The 15,052-nt window shown below is 49.1% G+C and carries 14 protein-coding genes, 1 rRNA gene and 1 other annotated feature; all 15 genes read right to left on the bottom strand.

Annotated elements, in window-relative coordinates; genetic code table 11:
* Positions 1-7: 7 nt before the first annotated feature.
* Positions 8-478 carry an NYN domain-containing protein gene (locus IC21_RS00755; RefSeq protein ID WP_280466509.1) on the bottom strand — a complete coding sequence of 157 codons (471 nt, stop codon included), beginning with the start codon at positions 476-478 and terminating at the stop codon, positions 8-10.
* Between the two features lies 1 nt (position 479).
* Entirely contained in the window at positions 480-1,223 is a 744-nt protein-coding gene (gene rlmB / locus IC21_RS00750) for a 23S rRNA (guanosine(2251)-2'-O)-methyltransferase RlmB (protein ID WP_029142780.1), read from the bottom strand.
* Complete coding sequence (locus IC21_RS00745) at positions 1,223-1,636, bottom strand: Mini-ribonuclease 3 (protein ID WP_017551234.1); 414 nt, start codon at positions 1,634-1,636, stop codon at positions 1,223-1,225. Before IC21_RS00745 ends, rlmB begins: the two co-directional genes overlap by 1 nt.
* Positions 1,633-3,030 carry a cysteine--tRNA ligase gene (gene cysS / locus IC21_RS00740; RefSeq protein ID WP_029142781.1) on the bottom strand — a complete coding sequence of 466 codons (1,398 nt, stop codon included), beginning with the start codon at positions 3,028-3,030 and terminating at the stop codon, positions 1,633-1,635. The genes IC21_RS00745 and cysS overlap by 4 nt, the downstream gene beginning before the upstream one ends.
* Positions 3,011-3,679, bottom strand: coding sequence for a serine O-acetyltransferase (gene cysE / locus IC21_RS00735; protein ID WP_013858058.1), 669 nt, complete (start codon positions 3,677-3,679; stop codon positions 3,011-3,013). Before cysE ends, cysS begins: the two co-directional genes overlap by 20 nt.
* Positions 3,680-3,822: 143 nt before the next feature.
* Positions 3,823-4,051 (bottom strand) — a binding site (T-box leader).
* Positions 4,052-4,095: 44 nt separating this feature from the next.
* Positions 4,096-5,556, bottom strand: a complete 1,461-nt coding sequence (gene gltX / locus IC21_RS00730; RefSeq protein WP_013858056.1) for a glutamate--tRNA ligase — start codon at positions 5,554-5,556, stop codon at positions 4,096-4,098.
* 402 nt (positions 5,557-5,958) lie between these two features.
* Complete coding sequence (gene ispF, locus IC21_RS00720) at positions 5,959-6,435, bottom strand: 2-C-methyl-D-erythritol 2,4-cyclodiphosphate synthase (RefSeq protein WP_019722060.1); 477 nt, start codon at positions 6,433-6,435, stop codon at positions 5,959-5,961.
* 2 nt (positions 6,436-6,437) lie between these two features.
* Positions 6,438-7,118 (bottom strand): 2-C-methyl-D-erythritol 4-phosphate cytidylyltransferase, encoded by a 681-nt coding sequence (gene ispD, locus IC21_RS00715; protein WP_029142783.1) that lies wholly within the window; start codon positions 7,116-7,118, stop codon positions 6,438-6,440.
* A 65-nt stretch (positions 7,119-7,183) separates the two neighbouring features.
* A complete protein-coding gene (locus tag IC21_RS00710; RefSeq protein ID WP_013858053.1) occupies positions 7,184-8,269 on the bottom strand; it encodes a PIN/TRAM domain-containing protein in 1,086 nt (361 codons plus the stop codon).
* Positions 8,270-8,598: 329 nt separating this feature from the next.
* Entirely contained in the window at positions 8,599-9,969 is a 1,371-nt protein-coding gene (gene radA, locus IC21_RS00705; protein WP_017551240.1) for a DNA repair protein RadA, read from the bottom strand.
* 139 nt (positions 9,970-10,108) lie between these two features.
* The gene (clpC, locus tag IC21_RS00700; RefSeq protein ID WP_013858051.1) at positions 10,109-12,559 is read right to left on the bottom strand and encodes an ATP-dependent protease ATP-binding subunit ClpC; all 2,451 of its coding nucleotides are present in this window, start codon (positions 12,557-12,559) and stop codon (positions 10,109-10,111) included.
* A 16-nt stretch (positions 12,560-12,575) separates the two neighbouring features.
* A complete protein-coding gene (gene mcsB / locus IC21_RS00695) occupies positions 12,576-13,643 on the bottom strand; it encodes a protein-arginine kinase McsB (RefSeq protein WP_017553279.1) in 1,068 nt (355 codons plus the stop codon).
* Positions 13,643-14,188, bottom strand: a complete 546-nt coding sequence (gene mcsA / locus IC21_RS00690; protein ID WP_017551242.1) for a protein-arginine kinase activator protein McsA — start codon at positions 14,186-14,188, stop codon at positions 13,643-13,645. Before mcsA ends, mcsB begins: the two co-directional genes overlap by 1 nt.
* Before the next feature lie 19 nt (positions 14,189-14,207).
* Positions 14,208-14,672 carry a CtsR family transcriptional regulator gene (locus IC21_RS00685; RefSeq protein WP_371836356.1) on the bottom strand — a complete coding sequence of 155 codons (465 nt, stop codon included), beginning with the start codon at positions 14,670-14,672 and terminating at the stop codon, positions 14,208-14,210.
* Positions 14,673-14,964: 292 nt separating this feature from the next.
* Positions 14,965-15,052: ribosomal RNA gene (gene rrf, locus IC21_RS15800) — 5S ribosomal RNA — on the bottom strand; the annotation flags it as partial.

Raw genomic sequence — 15,052 nt, 5'->3', positions numbered from 1 at the left:
TGTTCATTCAAGGTGTACATTTAGATGATAGAGTGTCTTCCCATTTTTTTCCACTCATTTGCCCCTTCGAGTAAAATTTTACACATACCACTTCCACTTTGGTCAACAGTTCGCGTGCTGAAATTCTTAAAGCGCCCTGGCCGAATATTTGCCACTGCTCAGTAAAATCGGATGTGGCCACATAAATCTGCGTGCGGATGTTATTCAGTTTAATGGCCATTTTTTCAATCCGTTCATCTGCCGTTTCATTTTCTTTTGTAAAAATGACTTCCACTTTGTGATAGCGGTACTTTTTTTCCAGGCCTTTCACCCCGTAAGCATCAAAAACGACGATGACTTTGTCATCCGTATAGCCCTGGTATTCCGCCATGATCTCAACAAGCCGGTCTCTGGCGGCGCCAAGGTCTTTTTGTTTCAATTTTTGCAGTTCCGGCCAGGCGCCAATGATGTTATAGCCGTCCACCAGCAAAATATTCATTTTATTCACCAAGCGGATGGCGCTTCCTGTAAACCTCGTACATGAGCAGGCCGGCAGCAACGGACGCATTGAGCGAAGTCACATGACCTGCCATCGGAAGGCGGATCAGAAAGTCGCATGCTTCTTTTACGATCCTGCTCATTCCCCTGCCTTCACTGCCGATGACAAGGCCGAGCGGCAGATCCGCATCCATTTGCCGGTAATCGGTCGTCCCGGAAGCATCGGTTCCCGCAATCCACAGCCCTTGCTGCTTTAAGCCGGCAATCGTTTGCGAAAGGTTTGTTACCCGCGCCACCGGGATATGTTCAATCGCGCCGGTTGAAGCTTTCGCCACCGTTGCTGTTAATGCGACCGAGCGCCTTTTCGGAATAATGACGCCGTGTGCGCCGACCGCATCGGCCGTCCGTAAAATCGAGCCAAGATTATGCGGATCCTCCAATTCATCAAGAATCAGGATAAACGGGTGCTCATTCCGCTCTTTGGCAAGCTTGAACATATCGCCTGTTTCTGCATACCGGTAAGCGGCAACGAGTGCCAGTACGCCCTGATGCGCCCCGTCCGCCACCTGGTCAATCCTTTTCTTCGGGACAAATTGGACGGCCACTTTTCTTTCCCTTGCAAGCTCCATCACCTGCTTCATGGCGCCTTTTTGTGAACCTTCCGCAATCCAGATTTTGTTGATTTCCCGGCCCGCTCTTAATGCTTCCAGCACTGGGTTTTTGCCTGCAATATACTCCTGGTCCATCAGCGCACCCCTCCTTTCTGGCCTTCGACAATGCCAATTGCTTTTTCAATCAGCGCTTCCATCCGCTCCCGGCTGCCGGACAAATAATGGTAGCCGATCAGCGCTTCGAATGCAGTGCTGTGCCGGTATGTCTGGACATCCGTATTTTTCGGAACCGTGCCCGACTTCGCATTTCTGCCGCGCCGGACAACAGCGGTTTCCTCTTCTGTTAAAAGATCTTCGTTCATCATCTGTTTTAAAACTTGAGCCTGCGCCTTCGCTGAAACAAAGCGGATCGCTTCCCGGTGGAGGCGGTTTGGCTTCGTTTTTCCCTGCAAAAGGACATGGTGCCGGATATATTCTTCATATACCGCATCCCCCATATAGGCAAGCGCAAGGCTGTTCAATTGTTTCGGATCAAGGGTGACCGTCATAAGCGTCTCCATCTCACCCCTTGGGGCGTATCTTCCACAATGATATTCATGCTTTTCAGCTTGTCGCGGATTTCATCAGCCAGTTGGAAATTACGCGCCTTTCTTGCTTCATTCCGTTTTTCAATCAGCGCTTCAATTTCTTCGTCCAAAAGCGCTTCTTCCTCGAGTTTCAGGCCGAGCACGCCGGCAATCGTTTCGAACTCTTTTATAAATGCCCGGAGAACGGTTTCTGTCGTATTTTTCCCCCGCAAGTAATAATTGGCCTGCTTCGACAGTTCGAACAAAACAGAAATGCCGTTTGCCGTATTGAAGTCATCGTCCATCGCCCTGATAAACTGGCGATGGAGCGAACGGACCTGTTCCAGCCATTTTTCACCATCTTCCGCCAGATTTGCACTGGATTCGAGCCGGTGCTTTACATTTTGGTACGACGTCTTGATCCGTTCAAGCCCTGCCTTCGCATTGGCAAGCAGTTCCTCGCTATAGTTGATCGGATGGCGGTAATGCACCGACAGCATGAAAAAGCGCAAAACTTGCGGATCATGCCGTTTGATGATGTCATGGACAAGCACAAAGTTTCCGAGCGATTTCGACATTTTTTCGTTATCAATATTGATATAGCCGTTATGCAGCCAGTAACGAGCAAACGGTTTGCCTGTCAAAGCTTCTGACTGGGCAATTTCATTTTCGTGGTGCGGAAAAGTCAGGTCCTGCCCGCCCGCGTGGATGTCAATCGTATCGCCAAGATATTTTCTTGCCATGGCCGAGCATTCAATATGCCATCCCGGCCGGCCTTTCCCCCACGGGCTGTCCCAGGAGATTTCCCCCGCTTTTGCCGCTTTCCAAAGGGCAAAATCAAGGGCGTCTTCTTTCTTTTCCCCTACTTCAATTCTCGCACCCGATTTCAATTCGTCAATAGATTGATGGGACAATTTACCGTAATCCGGGAAACTTCTCGTGCGGTAGTAAACATCACCGTCTGATTCGTAGGCATGGCCTTTTTCAATTAATTTTTCAATAAACGCAATGATCGTATCCATATTTTCCGTCACGCGCGGATGGACGTCCGCATGACTGCAACCGAGCGCATCAATATCTTCAAAATAGGCCTGAATAAAACGCTCGCTGATCACCGGCACTTCTTCCCCGAGTTCTTTCGCGGCTTTAATGAGTCTATCATCCACATCGGTGAAATTCGACACATAATGGACATCATAACCCCGAAACTCCAAATAGCGCCGGACCGTGTCAAATACGATCGCCGGCCGCGCATTTCCAATATGGATATAATTATAGACAGTCGGGCCGCATACATACATTTTCACTTTCCCCTCTTCAAGCGGGATAAACGGCTCCTTCTTTCTTGTTAACGTATTATATATCTGAATGCTCATACGTTCTTGCTCCTTCCTTTCTCAGTTGTTCTAATTCCGACCGCAAAGCCTCGATTTCCTGCTGCATGCTGTTCAGGAGGTCCGCAACAGGGTCAGGCAGCTTATTATGTTTTAAATCTTTTTTGATTTTGACGCCGTCCTGGACGACGACCCTGCCCGGAATGCCGACCACTGTCGAATTGGGCGGGACATCCTTTAATACGACAGAACCTGCCCCTATTTTTGCATTTTCCCCAATCGTAATCGAACCTAAAACTTTCGCCCCGCTTGCGATTAACGCATTGTCTTTAATCGTCGGATGGCGCTTGCCCTTTTCCTTTCCGGTGCCGCCGAGCGTAACGCCCTGGTAAACCGTCACGTTATCGCCGATTTCGCACGTTTCCCCGATCACTACCCCCATGCCGTGGTCGATGAAAAACCGCCTGCCGATTTTTGCACCGGGATGGATTTCAATTCCGGTAAAGAAGCGGCTGAGCTGCGAAATCACCCGGGCGATAAAAAACATTTTCTTTTTATAAAAAAAGTGCGCAATCCGGTGTGCCCAGATGGCGTGAAGACCGGAGTAAGTCAAGATCACTTCAAAATACGTCCGTGCTGCCGGATCCTGATCAAAAACCACTTCAATGTCTTCCTTCAACCGCTTAAACATGTGCTACTCCCCTTTCGTTTGTTTCTTTCCCATTCCCTGTCCGGTTATAAAATTTCTTTCGCTTTGCATTTCCATCAGCCGGATCGGCACCGATCTTTTCTTTAACGGAGCCTGCCATTTAAAAAAGAAGCGCCTCTGCAACGGACAGAGACGCTTCTTGATCGCGCGGTTCCACTCTGTTTGGCGGCAGGCCTTGCCCGCTGCCCAACTTTCCCTGTTAACGGGCGGCCCCGCTGCATCCTACTGGCGAGCGCGTTCAGATACAGGCTCGAAGGTGCATTTCAGAAAAGGAGGGGCTTAAACCACTTTCAGCCGGCGATGGTTTTCTCTTTGAAGCGTCCTCTTCCTACTTCTCCTTCTCAACGCTTTTTCACACATCCATTTTAACCATATCATATCCTATTTTCGCAAAAATGTTAACCCGTGATTCTTTCAAGGCGTTTCTTCACTTTTTCTCTGCCGAGCAGTTCGATCAGGCTTTGCAGTTCCGGGCCGTGTGTCTGGCCGCTAACGGCAACACGGATCGGCATAAACAGCTTTTTCCCCTTTTGCCCGGTTGCTTTTTGCACCGCTTTGATTCCTTTTTTTATTTCGCCTGCTTCAAATGGTTCGATCCTGTCCAGTTCTTCAAGGAATGCACGGAGCACTTCCGGAACGTGTTCTTCCGACAAAATCGCTTTTGCTTCGTCGTCATATGTGATTTCATCCGTAAAGAAGAGCGGTTTCGACAGCTCGACAATTTCCGCGCCGTAGCTCATTTGTTCCTGATAGAGGGAGATGAGTTTGCGCACCCATTGTTCTTCTTCAGGTGTCCGGTTTTCCGGGACGAGCCCTGCTTTTACAAGATGCGGCAACGCAAGCTCCACAACTTTATCCAGATCGAGCTTTTTCATATACTGGTTGTTCATCCATGCCAATTTTTGGCGGTCAAACAAAGCGGGCGATTTCGACAGCCGTTCGGGGTCAAAAATCTGGATGAATTCTTCCCGCGAAAAAATTTCTTCCTCGCCCTTCGGTGACCAGCCGAGCATGGCAATAAAATTAAACAACGCTTCCGGCAAATAACCGAGTTCCGCGTACTGCTCAATAAACTGGATGATGCTTCCGTCGCGTTTGCTCAGTTTTTTCCGGTGCTCATTGACAATCAGCGTCATGTGGCCGAATACCGGCGGTTCAAAACCGAATGCTTCATAAATCATCAGCTGTTTCGGCGTGTTGGAAATATGGTCGTCCCCCCGGAGCACGTGGGAAATTTTCATTAAATGATCATCGATCGCAACCGCAAAATTATAAGTCGGCATCCCGTCTTTTTTAACGATGACAAAGTCGCCAATTCCGTCCGATTCAAAAGATACTTCGCCTTTTACGATATCGTTGAACGTATACACTTTGCCTTCCGGAACATGGAAACGGAGGCTCGGTTTCCGGCCTTCCGCTTCAAGCCGCTTCCTGTCTTCTTCTGTCAGATGGCGGCATTTCCCGGAATAACGCGGCATTTCCCCGCGTGCAAGCTGGGCTTCACGTTCGGCTTCCAGTTCTTCTTCCGTACAATAGCATTTATAAGCCAGCCCGCGGTCAAGCAGCTCTTCATAATATTTTTTATAAATATCGAGGCGTTCCGACTGGCGGTAAGGCCCGTATTCGCCGCCGACATCAATGCTTTCGTCCCAGTCGATGCCGAGCCATTTCAAATATTTCAGCTGGCTTTCCACGCCGCCTTCCACATTCCGCTTCTGGTCGGTATCTTCAATCCGGATAATGAACTTTCCACCTTTGCTGCGCGCAAATAAATAATTGAATAATGCGGTACGGGCATTCCCGATATGCAAAAAACCGGTCGGGCTCGGAGCGTACCGTACTCTGATTTCGTTTGCCATGTCGATTCTCCTTTAAATTGTCGCTTTTTGTCTTATTTTATTGTATCACCGTCTGAAAAAGCCGTAAACCGGTGGCTCGTTCCGGCCCGGCGGATGAAAGATGTTTTACGTGATGTTAATCACACATCTTGCAGGCAAAATCTCTGCTGTTATGCTTGTTCCAGCAGCATTACAGGACCTAAACCGCCTGGCTTGTCCCGATCGCGCCCACTCTTTTGCAGCTATACCCCAACTATACTTGTTCCAGCGAAAAACGGGTTCCCGTAAACAGCCGCCCGGCTCCGTTACACCCTTTTCGGTGAAACATATGCAGGCCATCCGCCGGTTAATATGGGTCCAGCAGGCAGTGCGGGCCCTGAACTGCCCGGCTTGTCCCGATCGCACCATTACAGCTTACACTGGTTAAGCCTGCTCCAGCAGTACTGCCGCCTGCGCAGCAATGCCTTCTTCACGCCCGGCAAAGCCGAGTTTTTCCGTCGTGGTCGCCTTGACATTGACCTGCCCGTTCTCTGCTTCCAAAATGCGCGCGATCGTTTCCCGCATTTTCCCGATATAGGGCGCCATTTTCGGCTTTTGGGCAATAATCGTGCAATCAAGATTGCCGAGCTTGTACCCTTTTTGTTTCACAAGCCGAAAAACATGCGCCAAAAGCGCCGCAGAATCCGCATCTTTAAATGCCGCATCTGTATCCGGAAAATGCCGGCCGATATCCCCTTCCCCAATGGCCCCGAGGCAGGCGTCCGCTACGGCATGGAGCAGTACATCCGCGTCAGAATGGCCGAGCAAACCTTTTTCATACGGAATTTCAACTCCCCCGATCATCAGGGGACGCCCCTCCCCGAACCGGTGCACGTCAAAGCCTTGTCCGATCCTGAACATCTTCATCCTCCCCCCTGCTTTTTTAAAATCGCTTCTGCAAAATATAGGTCTTCCGGTGTCGTAATTTTAATATTATCATAACTTCCCGGCACAATATGTACAGCATGGCCGATCCGTTCGACCAGCGAGGCTTCGTCCGTTCCGAGAAAACCGTCCCGTTCCGCGGCTTCATGCGCTTTTTTCAAGACAGACGTGCGAAAAGCTTGTGGCGTTTGGATCTGCCACAAGCTGCTCCGCTCAATCGTCTCGGTTACAATCTGGTCTTTTGCTCTTTTGATCGTGTCTTTTACCGGGACAGCCGCTATCGCCGCCCCTTTCTCCCCGGCCATTGCCGCCAGTGCTGCAATCAATCCGGCGCCAATAAACGGCCTTGCACCGTCATGCACAAGAATGACGCTGCAGCTTCCGGCAAGTTCCAGCCCGTTCCGCACGCTATATTGCCGTTCAGAACCGCCGCGGGCGAATACTATTTTTTCCGAGCGGGGTAAAATACGCTTCATCTCTTCCAAATCATGCGGCTGCACGGGAAGTATCAACTTTTTGCAGGACGGATCAGCCAAAAAAACTTCTGCTGTAAAAGCAATGACCGGGCGCTTGTTCAGTTCAAGAAATAATTTGTTGAACCCTGCGCCCATCCGTTTCCCCGATCCGGCTGCCGGTATAATCACCTCATAATCTGTCAAATCCAATCTCCCCCGGCATCGCGTTTAAACCTCCCGCGGCCCGGGCCGCGGGTGTTCCAGCTCCATTATAACGCTTTTTCGAGCAGCTTCGGCTTGGCAAAAATCATCCGGCCCGCTGAAGTCTGCAGGACGCTTGTCACAAGCACATCAATGCGTTTGCCAATGTAATTTTTGCCTTCTTCGACAACAATCATCGTGCCATCATCCAAATAGGCAATCCCCTGGTGATGCTCTTTCCCGTCTTTAATGAGCTGGACATTGAGTTCTTCGCCGGGGAGCACAACCGGTTTTACGGCGTTGGCAAGGTCATTGATATTGAGCACTTTGACTTTCTGGAATTCACACACTTTATTTAAATTGTAATCATTTGTCACGACAATCCCGTTCATCAATTTTGCCAGTTTAATGAGCTTGCTGTCCACTTCCTGGATATCTTCAAAATCGCCTTCGTACATTTGCACTTCGATCGGCAGTTCATTCTGTATCCGGTTTAAGATATCAAGCCCGCGCCGGCCCCGGTTTCTTTTCAAGGCATCCGAAGAATCGGCAATATGCTGCAATTCTTCAAGCACAAAGAGCGGAATCACAATCGGGCCGTCAAGAAAACCGGTCTGGCAAATATCCGCAATCCGCCCGTCGATAACAACGCTTGTATCAAGAATCTTCACCTGTTTTCCAGGCTGCGGATGCCCTTCTTGCTCTGTCCCGCCTTTCCGCCTGTGCTGCCGGCTAAAAAACAAATTGAAAATTTCTTCTCTTTTCTTAAAACCGACCTGGAATCCGATATAACCGAGCAATACCGTAAGCGTAATCGACACGATTGTATTGACAATCGGAATTCCCCGGACCGGAATGCTTGCCAGATAAGCAATAATCAGGCCCAGCACAAGGCCAAAGGTTCCGGAAAAAATTTCCGTCATCGGGACTTTTACCAGTGAATCCTCAAACCAATCGACAAAATCAACGATATAATGAATGGACCAGAAAGTAATAAGATAAAAGATAATAGCCCCCAACAGCGCTGAAACATACGGGTTTTTGATTAACACATAATCCACATTCACAAGTTTGTAAAAATCAGGCAGCAGGAAAACACCGAGCGTGCCGCCAATCAGCACCAAACAAATTTGTATAAGCCGTCTTAACAACATGTTCACCTCCTTTATACATTATAAACAAAAAATATGGTTTAAAACGTTTGCCTTCGTATTATTTTTCCCTGCCGAGCCGTTTAATCGCCGCGGTTTTCTCCGGGCATTTTCAGGCTTCATGCACATCCCCTGCTTTCTTTTAAAATTTGTATCCTGCCAGCCGTTGTCTTTTCTGCCTTTACATCATAACGGATCCTGCAAACGCGGATTCGCGGCAGTTGTTTGCTTATCCAGCGGGTTCCGTTTTTTCCCACGTTTGCCTTCACTTCCCGGTTCCTTCACGCACTGATCCAAGGAACACAAGAAGGCACGGAAGTTTGTTCCCCGTCTCATCCTCCGAGTGCCGCTTTTAAAGCTTCCTGGATGGTAGCGACGCCGATCACTTGAATCTCCTTTGGCGGCGTCCACCCACCCATATTATTTTTCGGAATGATCGCCCGCCGGAAACCGAGCTTTGCCGCTTCCTGGACGCGCTGCTCAATGCGGGACACCCGCCTGACTTCCCCCGTCAACCCGACTTCTCCGATAATGCAGTCATCCGCATTTGTCGGCTTGTCGCGGAAACTGGATGCCACGCTGACGGCAACTGCCAAATCCACTGCCGGTTCATCCACTTTCAGGCCGCCGGCAACTTTTAAATATGCATCCTGGTTCTGAATCAAAAGGCCGGCCCGTTTTTCAAGCACCGCCATAATCAGCGTGACACGGTTATAATCAATCCCGGATGCCATCCGCCGCGGCATATTGAAAAACGTCGGAGCCAAAAGCGCCTGGATCTCGACAAGCACCGGGCGCGTCCCCTCAATGGAAGCAACCACGGTAGAACCGGCTGCACCTTTTGTCCGTTCTTCCAGAAAAATTTCGGAAGGGTTCTGGACTTCTTCCAAACCGGATTCTTTCATTTCCAAAATCGCAATTTCATTGGTCGAGCCAAAGCGGTTTTTGACCGCCCTTAATATCCGGTAGGCATTATGGCGTTCACCTTCAAAATACAGGACCGTATCCACCATATGTTCAAGCACGCGCGGGCCGGCAATGGAGCCTTCTTTTGTCACGTGGCCGACAATGAAGATGGCCACATTTTTTGTTTTTGCCGTCCGCATCAGCTGTGCAGTCGTTTCCCTCACTTGCGACACACTGCCCGGCGCAGACTGGATTTCCGGATGGTAAATCGTCTGGATGGAATCAATGATAACAAAGCCGGGGTTCAGTTCATCTATCGCCTGCTGGATCACGGAAAGGTCCGTTTCCGGCAGCACATAAAGATGGTCGGTATGGATGTTTAACCGGTCTGCCCTTAATTTCGTCTGTTTCGCCGATTCCTCCCCGGAGATATACAGTACATTTAACCCGTGCTTTGCCAGTTGTGATGACACTTGCAAAAGCAGGGTTGATTTGCCGATCCCAGGATCCCCGCCGATCAAAACAAGTGACCCGGCAACAATGCCGCCTCCGAGGACACGATTCAGCTCGCCAAAATCCACTTTCGTCCTTTTTTCTTCTTTAGACTCTATAGACGTAATAGGCGCCGCTTTGGTTTCATTTCCGGGCTCAGGATGTAAAAAAAAGCCCCTCCTTTTTGGCGCCTCCGCTTCCTCCACCATCTGGTTCCACTGGTTGCATTGCGGGCACTTTCCCATCCATTTTGGCGACTCGTAGCCGCAGTTCTGGCAAACAAACTTCACGGTTTTTTTTGCCATCTTAAACCCCTTTCCCTAATATCTATGTGTATAAGTGTAAACAAAGTATCTTGAAATTTAATTAAAATCGTATAAGAAACCGCTATGTGAAAAAAAGGGTACAATCGCCAATACCATTGTACCCTTCCTGCTTCCGGCATTAAGAATTGGACGATACAGCTTCCGACTCCGCCACACTGGCAAAAGTAAATTCGCCGTCTTTTACATCGACCAATACCTTTTGCCCTTCTTTTATATTGCCTTTCAGCATTTCTTCCGAAAGGCGGTCTTCGATGTTTTTCTGAATCGATCTGCGCAGCGGCCGCGCGCCGTATTCAGGATCGTAGCCTTTTTCCGCCACTTTTTCCTTTGCGGCATCCGTCAGCACAAGTTCGATATGATGCTCTTTTAACCGGTCCGACAATTCTTTCGCCATCAATGTGACAATTTCGTTCAAATGTTTCTTCTCGAGCGAATGGAACACAATGGTTTCATCAACACGGTTCAAAAACTCAGGCCGGAACGCTTTTTTCAGTTCCTCGAGCACTTTGTCCTTCATGTCTTTATAATCGGCCTCGACGGTATCCTGAATGGTGAAGCCGACGCTCTTGTTGCGTTTTAAAGCATCTGCGCCAACATTCGATGTCATGATGACAATCGTATTGCTGAAATCAACCGTGCGGCCCTTGGAATCGGTCAGGCGGCCGTCATCCAGCACCTGAAGCAAAATGTTGAAAACGTCCGGATGCGCTTTTTCAATTTCATCAAGCAGCACAACCGAATACGGTTTTCTCCGTACCTTTTCCGTCAGTTGGCCGCCTTCTTCAAAACCGACATATCCAGGCGGCGAACCTACGAGGCGGGAAGTCGAATGTTTCTCCATGTATTCGGACATATCAATCCGGATCATAGCGTCTTCATCGCCGAACATCGCTTCCGCAAGCGCACGCGCCAGTTCTGTTTTTCCGACCCCTGTCGGCCCGAGGAAAATGAAGGAACCGATCGGGCGTTTCGGATCTTTTAATCCTGCCCGTGCACGGCGGACTGCTTTTGCCACAGCAAGCACCGCTTCTTCCTGCCCGATCACACGGGAATGAAGGATTTCTTCAAGGTGCAAAAGCCTTTCCGTTTCGGTTTGCGCCAGTTTCGTCACTGGAACTCCCGTCCAGCTCGAAACAACAAGCGCTATATCATCGACTGTGACTTCGCTGTTTTCCCGGCCTTGTTTTGCCTTCCAGCTTTTCTTCGTTTCCTCCAGCTGTTCGCGCAGTTTCTGTTCGGTATCCCTTAACGCAGCCGCTTTTTCAAATTCCTGGCTCTGGACGGCTGCATCTTTTTCCTTGCGCACCTCTTCCAGTTTCAATTCCAACTCTTTCAAATTCGGCGGCGTTGTAAAGGAACGGAGGCGCACTTTCGATCCGGCTTCATCAATTAAGTCAATCGCTTTATCCGGCAGGAACCGGTCTGCGATATAGCGGTCCGAAAGTTTTACAGCGGCTTCGATCGCCTCATCGGTAATCGAGACGCGATGGTGTGCTTCATAGCGGTCGCGCAGCCCTTTTAAAATCTGGATCGACTCATCAATCGTCGGCTCATCGACCTGGATCGGCTGGAACCTTCTTTCCAGTGCCGCGTCTTTTTCAATATATTTCCGGTATTCATCCAGTGTCGTAGCACCGATGCACTGCAGTTCGCCGCGGGCAAGCGACGGTTTTAAAATATTGGAGGCATCAATGGCCCCTTCCGCACCGCCGGCCCCGATTAAAGTATGCAGTTCATCAATGAAAAGAATGATATTGCCGGCCTGGCGGATTTCATCCATCACTTTTTTCAGGCGGTCTTCAAATTCGCCGCGGTATTTTGTGCCGGCTACAACCGTACCCATATCGAGCGTCATGACCCGTTTGTCACGCAGGGTTTCCGGCACTTCATTATGGACAATTTGCTGGGCGAGTCCTTCTGCAATGGCCGTTTTCCCGACGCCCGGTTCCCCAATCAGGACAGGGTTGTTTTTTGTCCTCCGGCTCAGCACTTCAATGACACGCTGGATTTCTTTGCTCCGCCCGATTACCGGATCAAGGGAATCTTCCCGTGCGATCGCTGTCAAATCGCGGGCCAGGCTGTCCAGTGTCGGTGTGCTGACGCTGGCCGCCGAACCGCCCTGCACGGATGCTTCACTGTTGCCCAATAATTGGAGCACCTGCTGCCTTGCTTTATTTAAGCTGACGCCGAGATTTGTCAGCACACGTGCCGCAACGCCTTCACCTTCACGGATCAGCCCGAGGAGAATATGTTCCGTTCCAACATAGGAGTGCCCGAGTTTTCTCGCTTCATCCATTGACAGTTCAATCACTTTTTTGGCCCTTGGCGTGTAGTGGATCGTTTGGGAAATTTCCTGGCCGTTCCCGATCAGGGTTTCCACTTCTTCCTGGATTTTTTCGGCGCTTAAACCCAGGCCGTACAGCGCTTTTGCTGCGATGCCTTCCCCTTCGCGGACAAGTCCGAGCAAAATATGTTCCGTTCCGATATTGTTATGTTTCAGGCGGATTGCTTCTTCCTGGGAAAGGGCCAGCACTTTCTGGGCTCTCTCTGTAAATCTTCCAAACATCATCTGTCATTCCTCCTGTTCATTTGGTCTCCTCAAGCCTCAAACGTTCTCTTATCAGTGTAGCCCTCCGGATATCCCTTTCATACGGGCTGAGCGCTCTTCCGGCATAAAGCTGTAAAAATCCCGGCTGCATTAAAATCATCAATTCATTTAAAATTTGTTTCGAAATGTTTTGAATATAGCCCAGATCAATTCCCAGCCGGACATCGGACAAACAACGGGCCGCTTCTTTTGTTTCAATGATCCTGCTGTTTTGCAGGACACCGAGCGAACGGTAAACCCTGTCTTCTAATTGTATGTTTGAAGTTTGCACCAATGCTTCCCTTGCCGATCTTTCCTGTGTAATGATCTGCCGGATGACACTGGTTAAATCTGAGACAATGTTTTCTTCCGATGTTCCGAGTGTCACCTGGTTGGAAATTTGAAAAATATTTCCGATGGCTTCGCTTCCTTCGCCATATATTCCTCTTACCACCAAACCAAGCTGATGAATCGCCGGAATGATTTGTTTAATTTGCTGTGTCAGCACAAGCCCCGGCAAATGCATCATGGCCGATGCGCGGATGCCTGTTCCGACATTCGTCGGGCAGCTGGTTAAGTAACCGAGCGTTTCATCAAAAGCATAATCGGCCCCATTTTCAATCAGGTCATCAAGCTGATTGGCTTTCTGAAGCGTTTCATGCAATTGAAGCCCCGGAGAAAGACATTGTATGCGTAAATGATCTTCCTCATTTATCATAATACTAATATCTTCGCCGCTTGACAAAATAACTGCCCCGTCACCCGATTCTTCGGCAAGCTGCGGGCTGATCAGGTGTTTCTCCACAAGCACCCTTTTTTCGAGCGGTTTTAATTCATCCATTTTTAAAAATTCAACCTGCAGTTCAGCCGGAAAATGATTCCGGGCGATATCCTGGATTATTTTCATAATTTCCCTTGCTTCCTCGGTACTAAACAAGGACGGGAACCGGAAATTTTTTAAATTTCTTGCCAGACGGACACGTGAGGTCAGTACAATTTCCGATTCAGGCCCCTGCTCGTTCATCCAGGAACTGGACGCTTCGTGCAAAAAATGTTCCAAAGACATTACTGTTCCCCTCCTTTAGCTTGAGAAGAACCTTCAAGTGCGCGAATTTGATCGCGGAGTTCTGCTGCTTTTTCAAATTCTTCCTGGCTGATGGCTTCCTGCAACGCCGCCTTTAGTTCCTGCAGTTTCTTCTTTGTGTAAATGGCACCACCAATCCGTGCCGGTATTTTTCCTTCATGCGCAACGTTGCCGCCGTGGAGACGCTGCAAAATCGGGACAAGCTGGTGCTGAAACGTCTCATAGCAATGCGGGCAGCCTAACCGGCTCGTATTTAAAAACCGGGTCAATGTCATCCCGCAATGGCTGCAGCGAAGCACATCCGGGTCAGGCGCTGTTTCCTGTTTGAAAAGTTGGATGGCCGGGTCAAAATTAAAAAGGCCCGCGAGCAAATTATCGAAGGAAAAGCTTTTTCCCCAATCCGATGAAAACTTTTCCCCTTTCTCCTGCGCGCACTTTTCGCAAAGATGGAATTCCGTTTTCACACCGTTTATAATTTTTGTAAAATGCATGGTTGCCGGCCTTTCATTGCATTCCTGGCAAATCACAGCATACTCACCTCTGTAGTTACTTGTATTTTAAGGTTGTTAACATGGATTTCAACATTCTGGCACGCAATTCATCCCGTTCCGGCAACTGGATGTAGAGCACGGAGCGGTCCATCACGCTGAGCATGATTTTTGCCTCCCGCCTTGAGATCACCTCTTCTTCAACGAGCCGGAGAATGATGGCTTCCGCATTGGACTGGGAGATGACATTGCCGATATGCACGAGCAGCTGGTCAATCAGTTCCGCATCGCTTTCAGGCCGCACTTTCATGATCCGGATATAACCGCCGCCGCCCCTTTTACTTTCAACAATATACCCTCTTTCAATCGTAAACCGCGTATTGATGACATAATTGATTTGTGAAGGGACACATTGGAACTTATCGGCAATCTCATTGCGTTTTATTTCAAGAATTTCTTTTTCATTCAGTTCCAGAATCCGTTTTAAATATTCCTCTATGATATCAGATATATTTTTCATCAAAGCCACCTCCTGACACTGTCTTTTGACTTTGACTATATTTGACTATAATTATACAGGATTCCCCCGCAAAAATACAACAGAACAACCCGCCCAATTTTAACTTTTCTTACTCCGATTTTCAAAAAATTGCTGATTTCTTTTATCTTTTCCCTGATTGCGCTTTAAAAACCCGCCAGGCCGGATACTGTCCCGCCCTTCCAAAGCCGGCATCGGTTTGAAAAAAATGGATTACCGAAACCTCCATTTTTGAAATGTGAAAAACCGCAGACAAATCGCCTGCGGTTTTGATTTGGCCCGGCAACGTCCTACTCTCGCAGGGGGAAACCCCCAACTACCATCGGCGCTGGAAAGCTTAACTTCCGAGTTCGGGATGTGTTCGG

Source organism: Heyndrickxia coagulans DSM 1 = ATCC 7050, assembly GCF_000290615.1.
Taxonomy (GTDB): Bacteria; Bacillota; Bacilli; order Bacillales; family Bacillaceae_C; genus Weizmannia; species Weizmannia coagulans.
This window is presented reverse-complemented; position numbering and strand designations above follow the sequence as displayed.

Coding starts and splice junctions, on each gene's coding strand:
- cysE (WP_013858058.1), bottom strand. CDS start 3,679: ATGTTTAAGCGGTTGAAGGAAGACATTGAAGTGGTTTTTGATCAGGAT.
- gltX (WP_013858056.1), bottom strand. CDS start 5,556: ATGGCAAACGAAATCAGAGTACGGTACGCTCCGAGCCCGACCGGTTTT.
- radA (WP_017551240.1), bottom strand. CDS start 9,969: ATGGCAAAAAAAACCGTGAAGTTTGTTTGCCAGAACTGCGGCTACGAG.
- mcsB (WP_017553279.1), bottom strand. CDS start 13,643: ATGTCTTTGGAACATTTTTTGCACGAAGCGTCCAGTTCCTGGATGAAC.
- clpC (WP_013858051.1), bottom strand. CDS start 12,559: ATGATGTTTGGAAGATTTACAGAGAGAGCCCAGAAAGTGCTGGCCCTT.
- rlmB (WP_029142780.1), bottom strand. CDS start 1,223: ATGGACCAGGAGTATATTGCAGGCAAAAACCCAGTGCTGGAAGCATTA.
- ispF (WP_019722060.1), bottom strand. CDS start 6,435: ATGTTCAGGATCGGACAAGGCTTTGACGTGCACCGGTTCGGGGAGGGG.
- IC21_RS00745 (WP_017551234.1), bottom strand. CDS start 1,636: ATGACGGTCACCCTTGATCCGAAACAATTGAACAGCCTTGCGCTTGCC.
- IC21_RS00755 (WP_280466509.1), bottom strand. CDS start 478: ATGAATATTTTGCTGGTGGACGGCTATAACATCATTGGCGCCTGGCCG.
- cysS (WP_029142781.1), bottom strand. CDS start 3,030: ATGAGCATTCAGATATATAATACGTTAACAAGAAAGAAGGAGCCGTTT.
- IC21_RS00710 (WP_013858053.1), bottom strand. CDS start 8,269: ATGTTGTTAAGACGGCTTATACAAATTTGTTTGGTGCTGATTGGCGGC.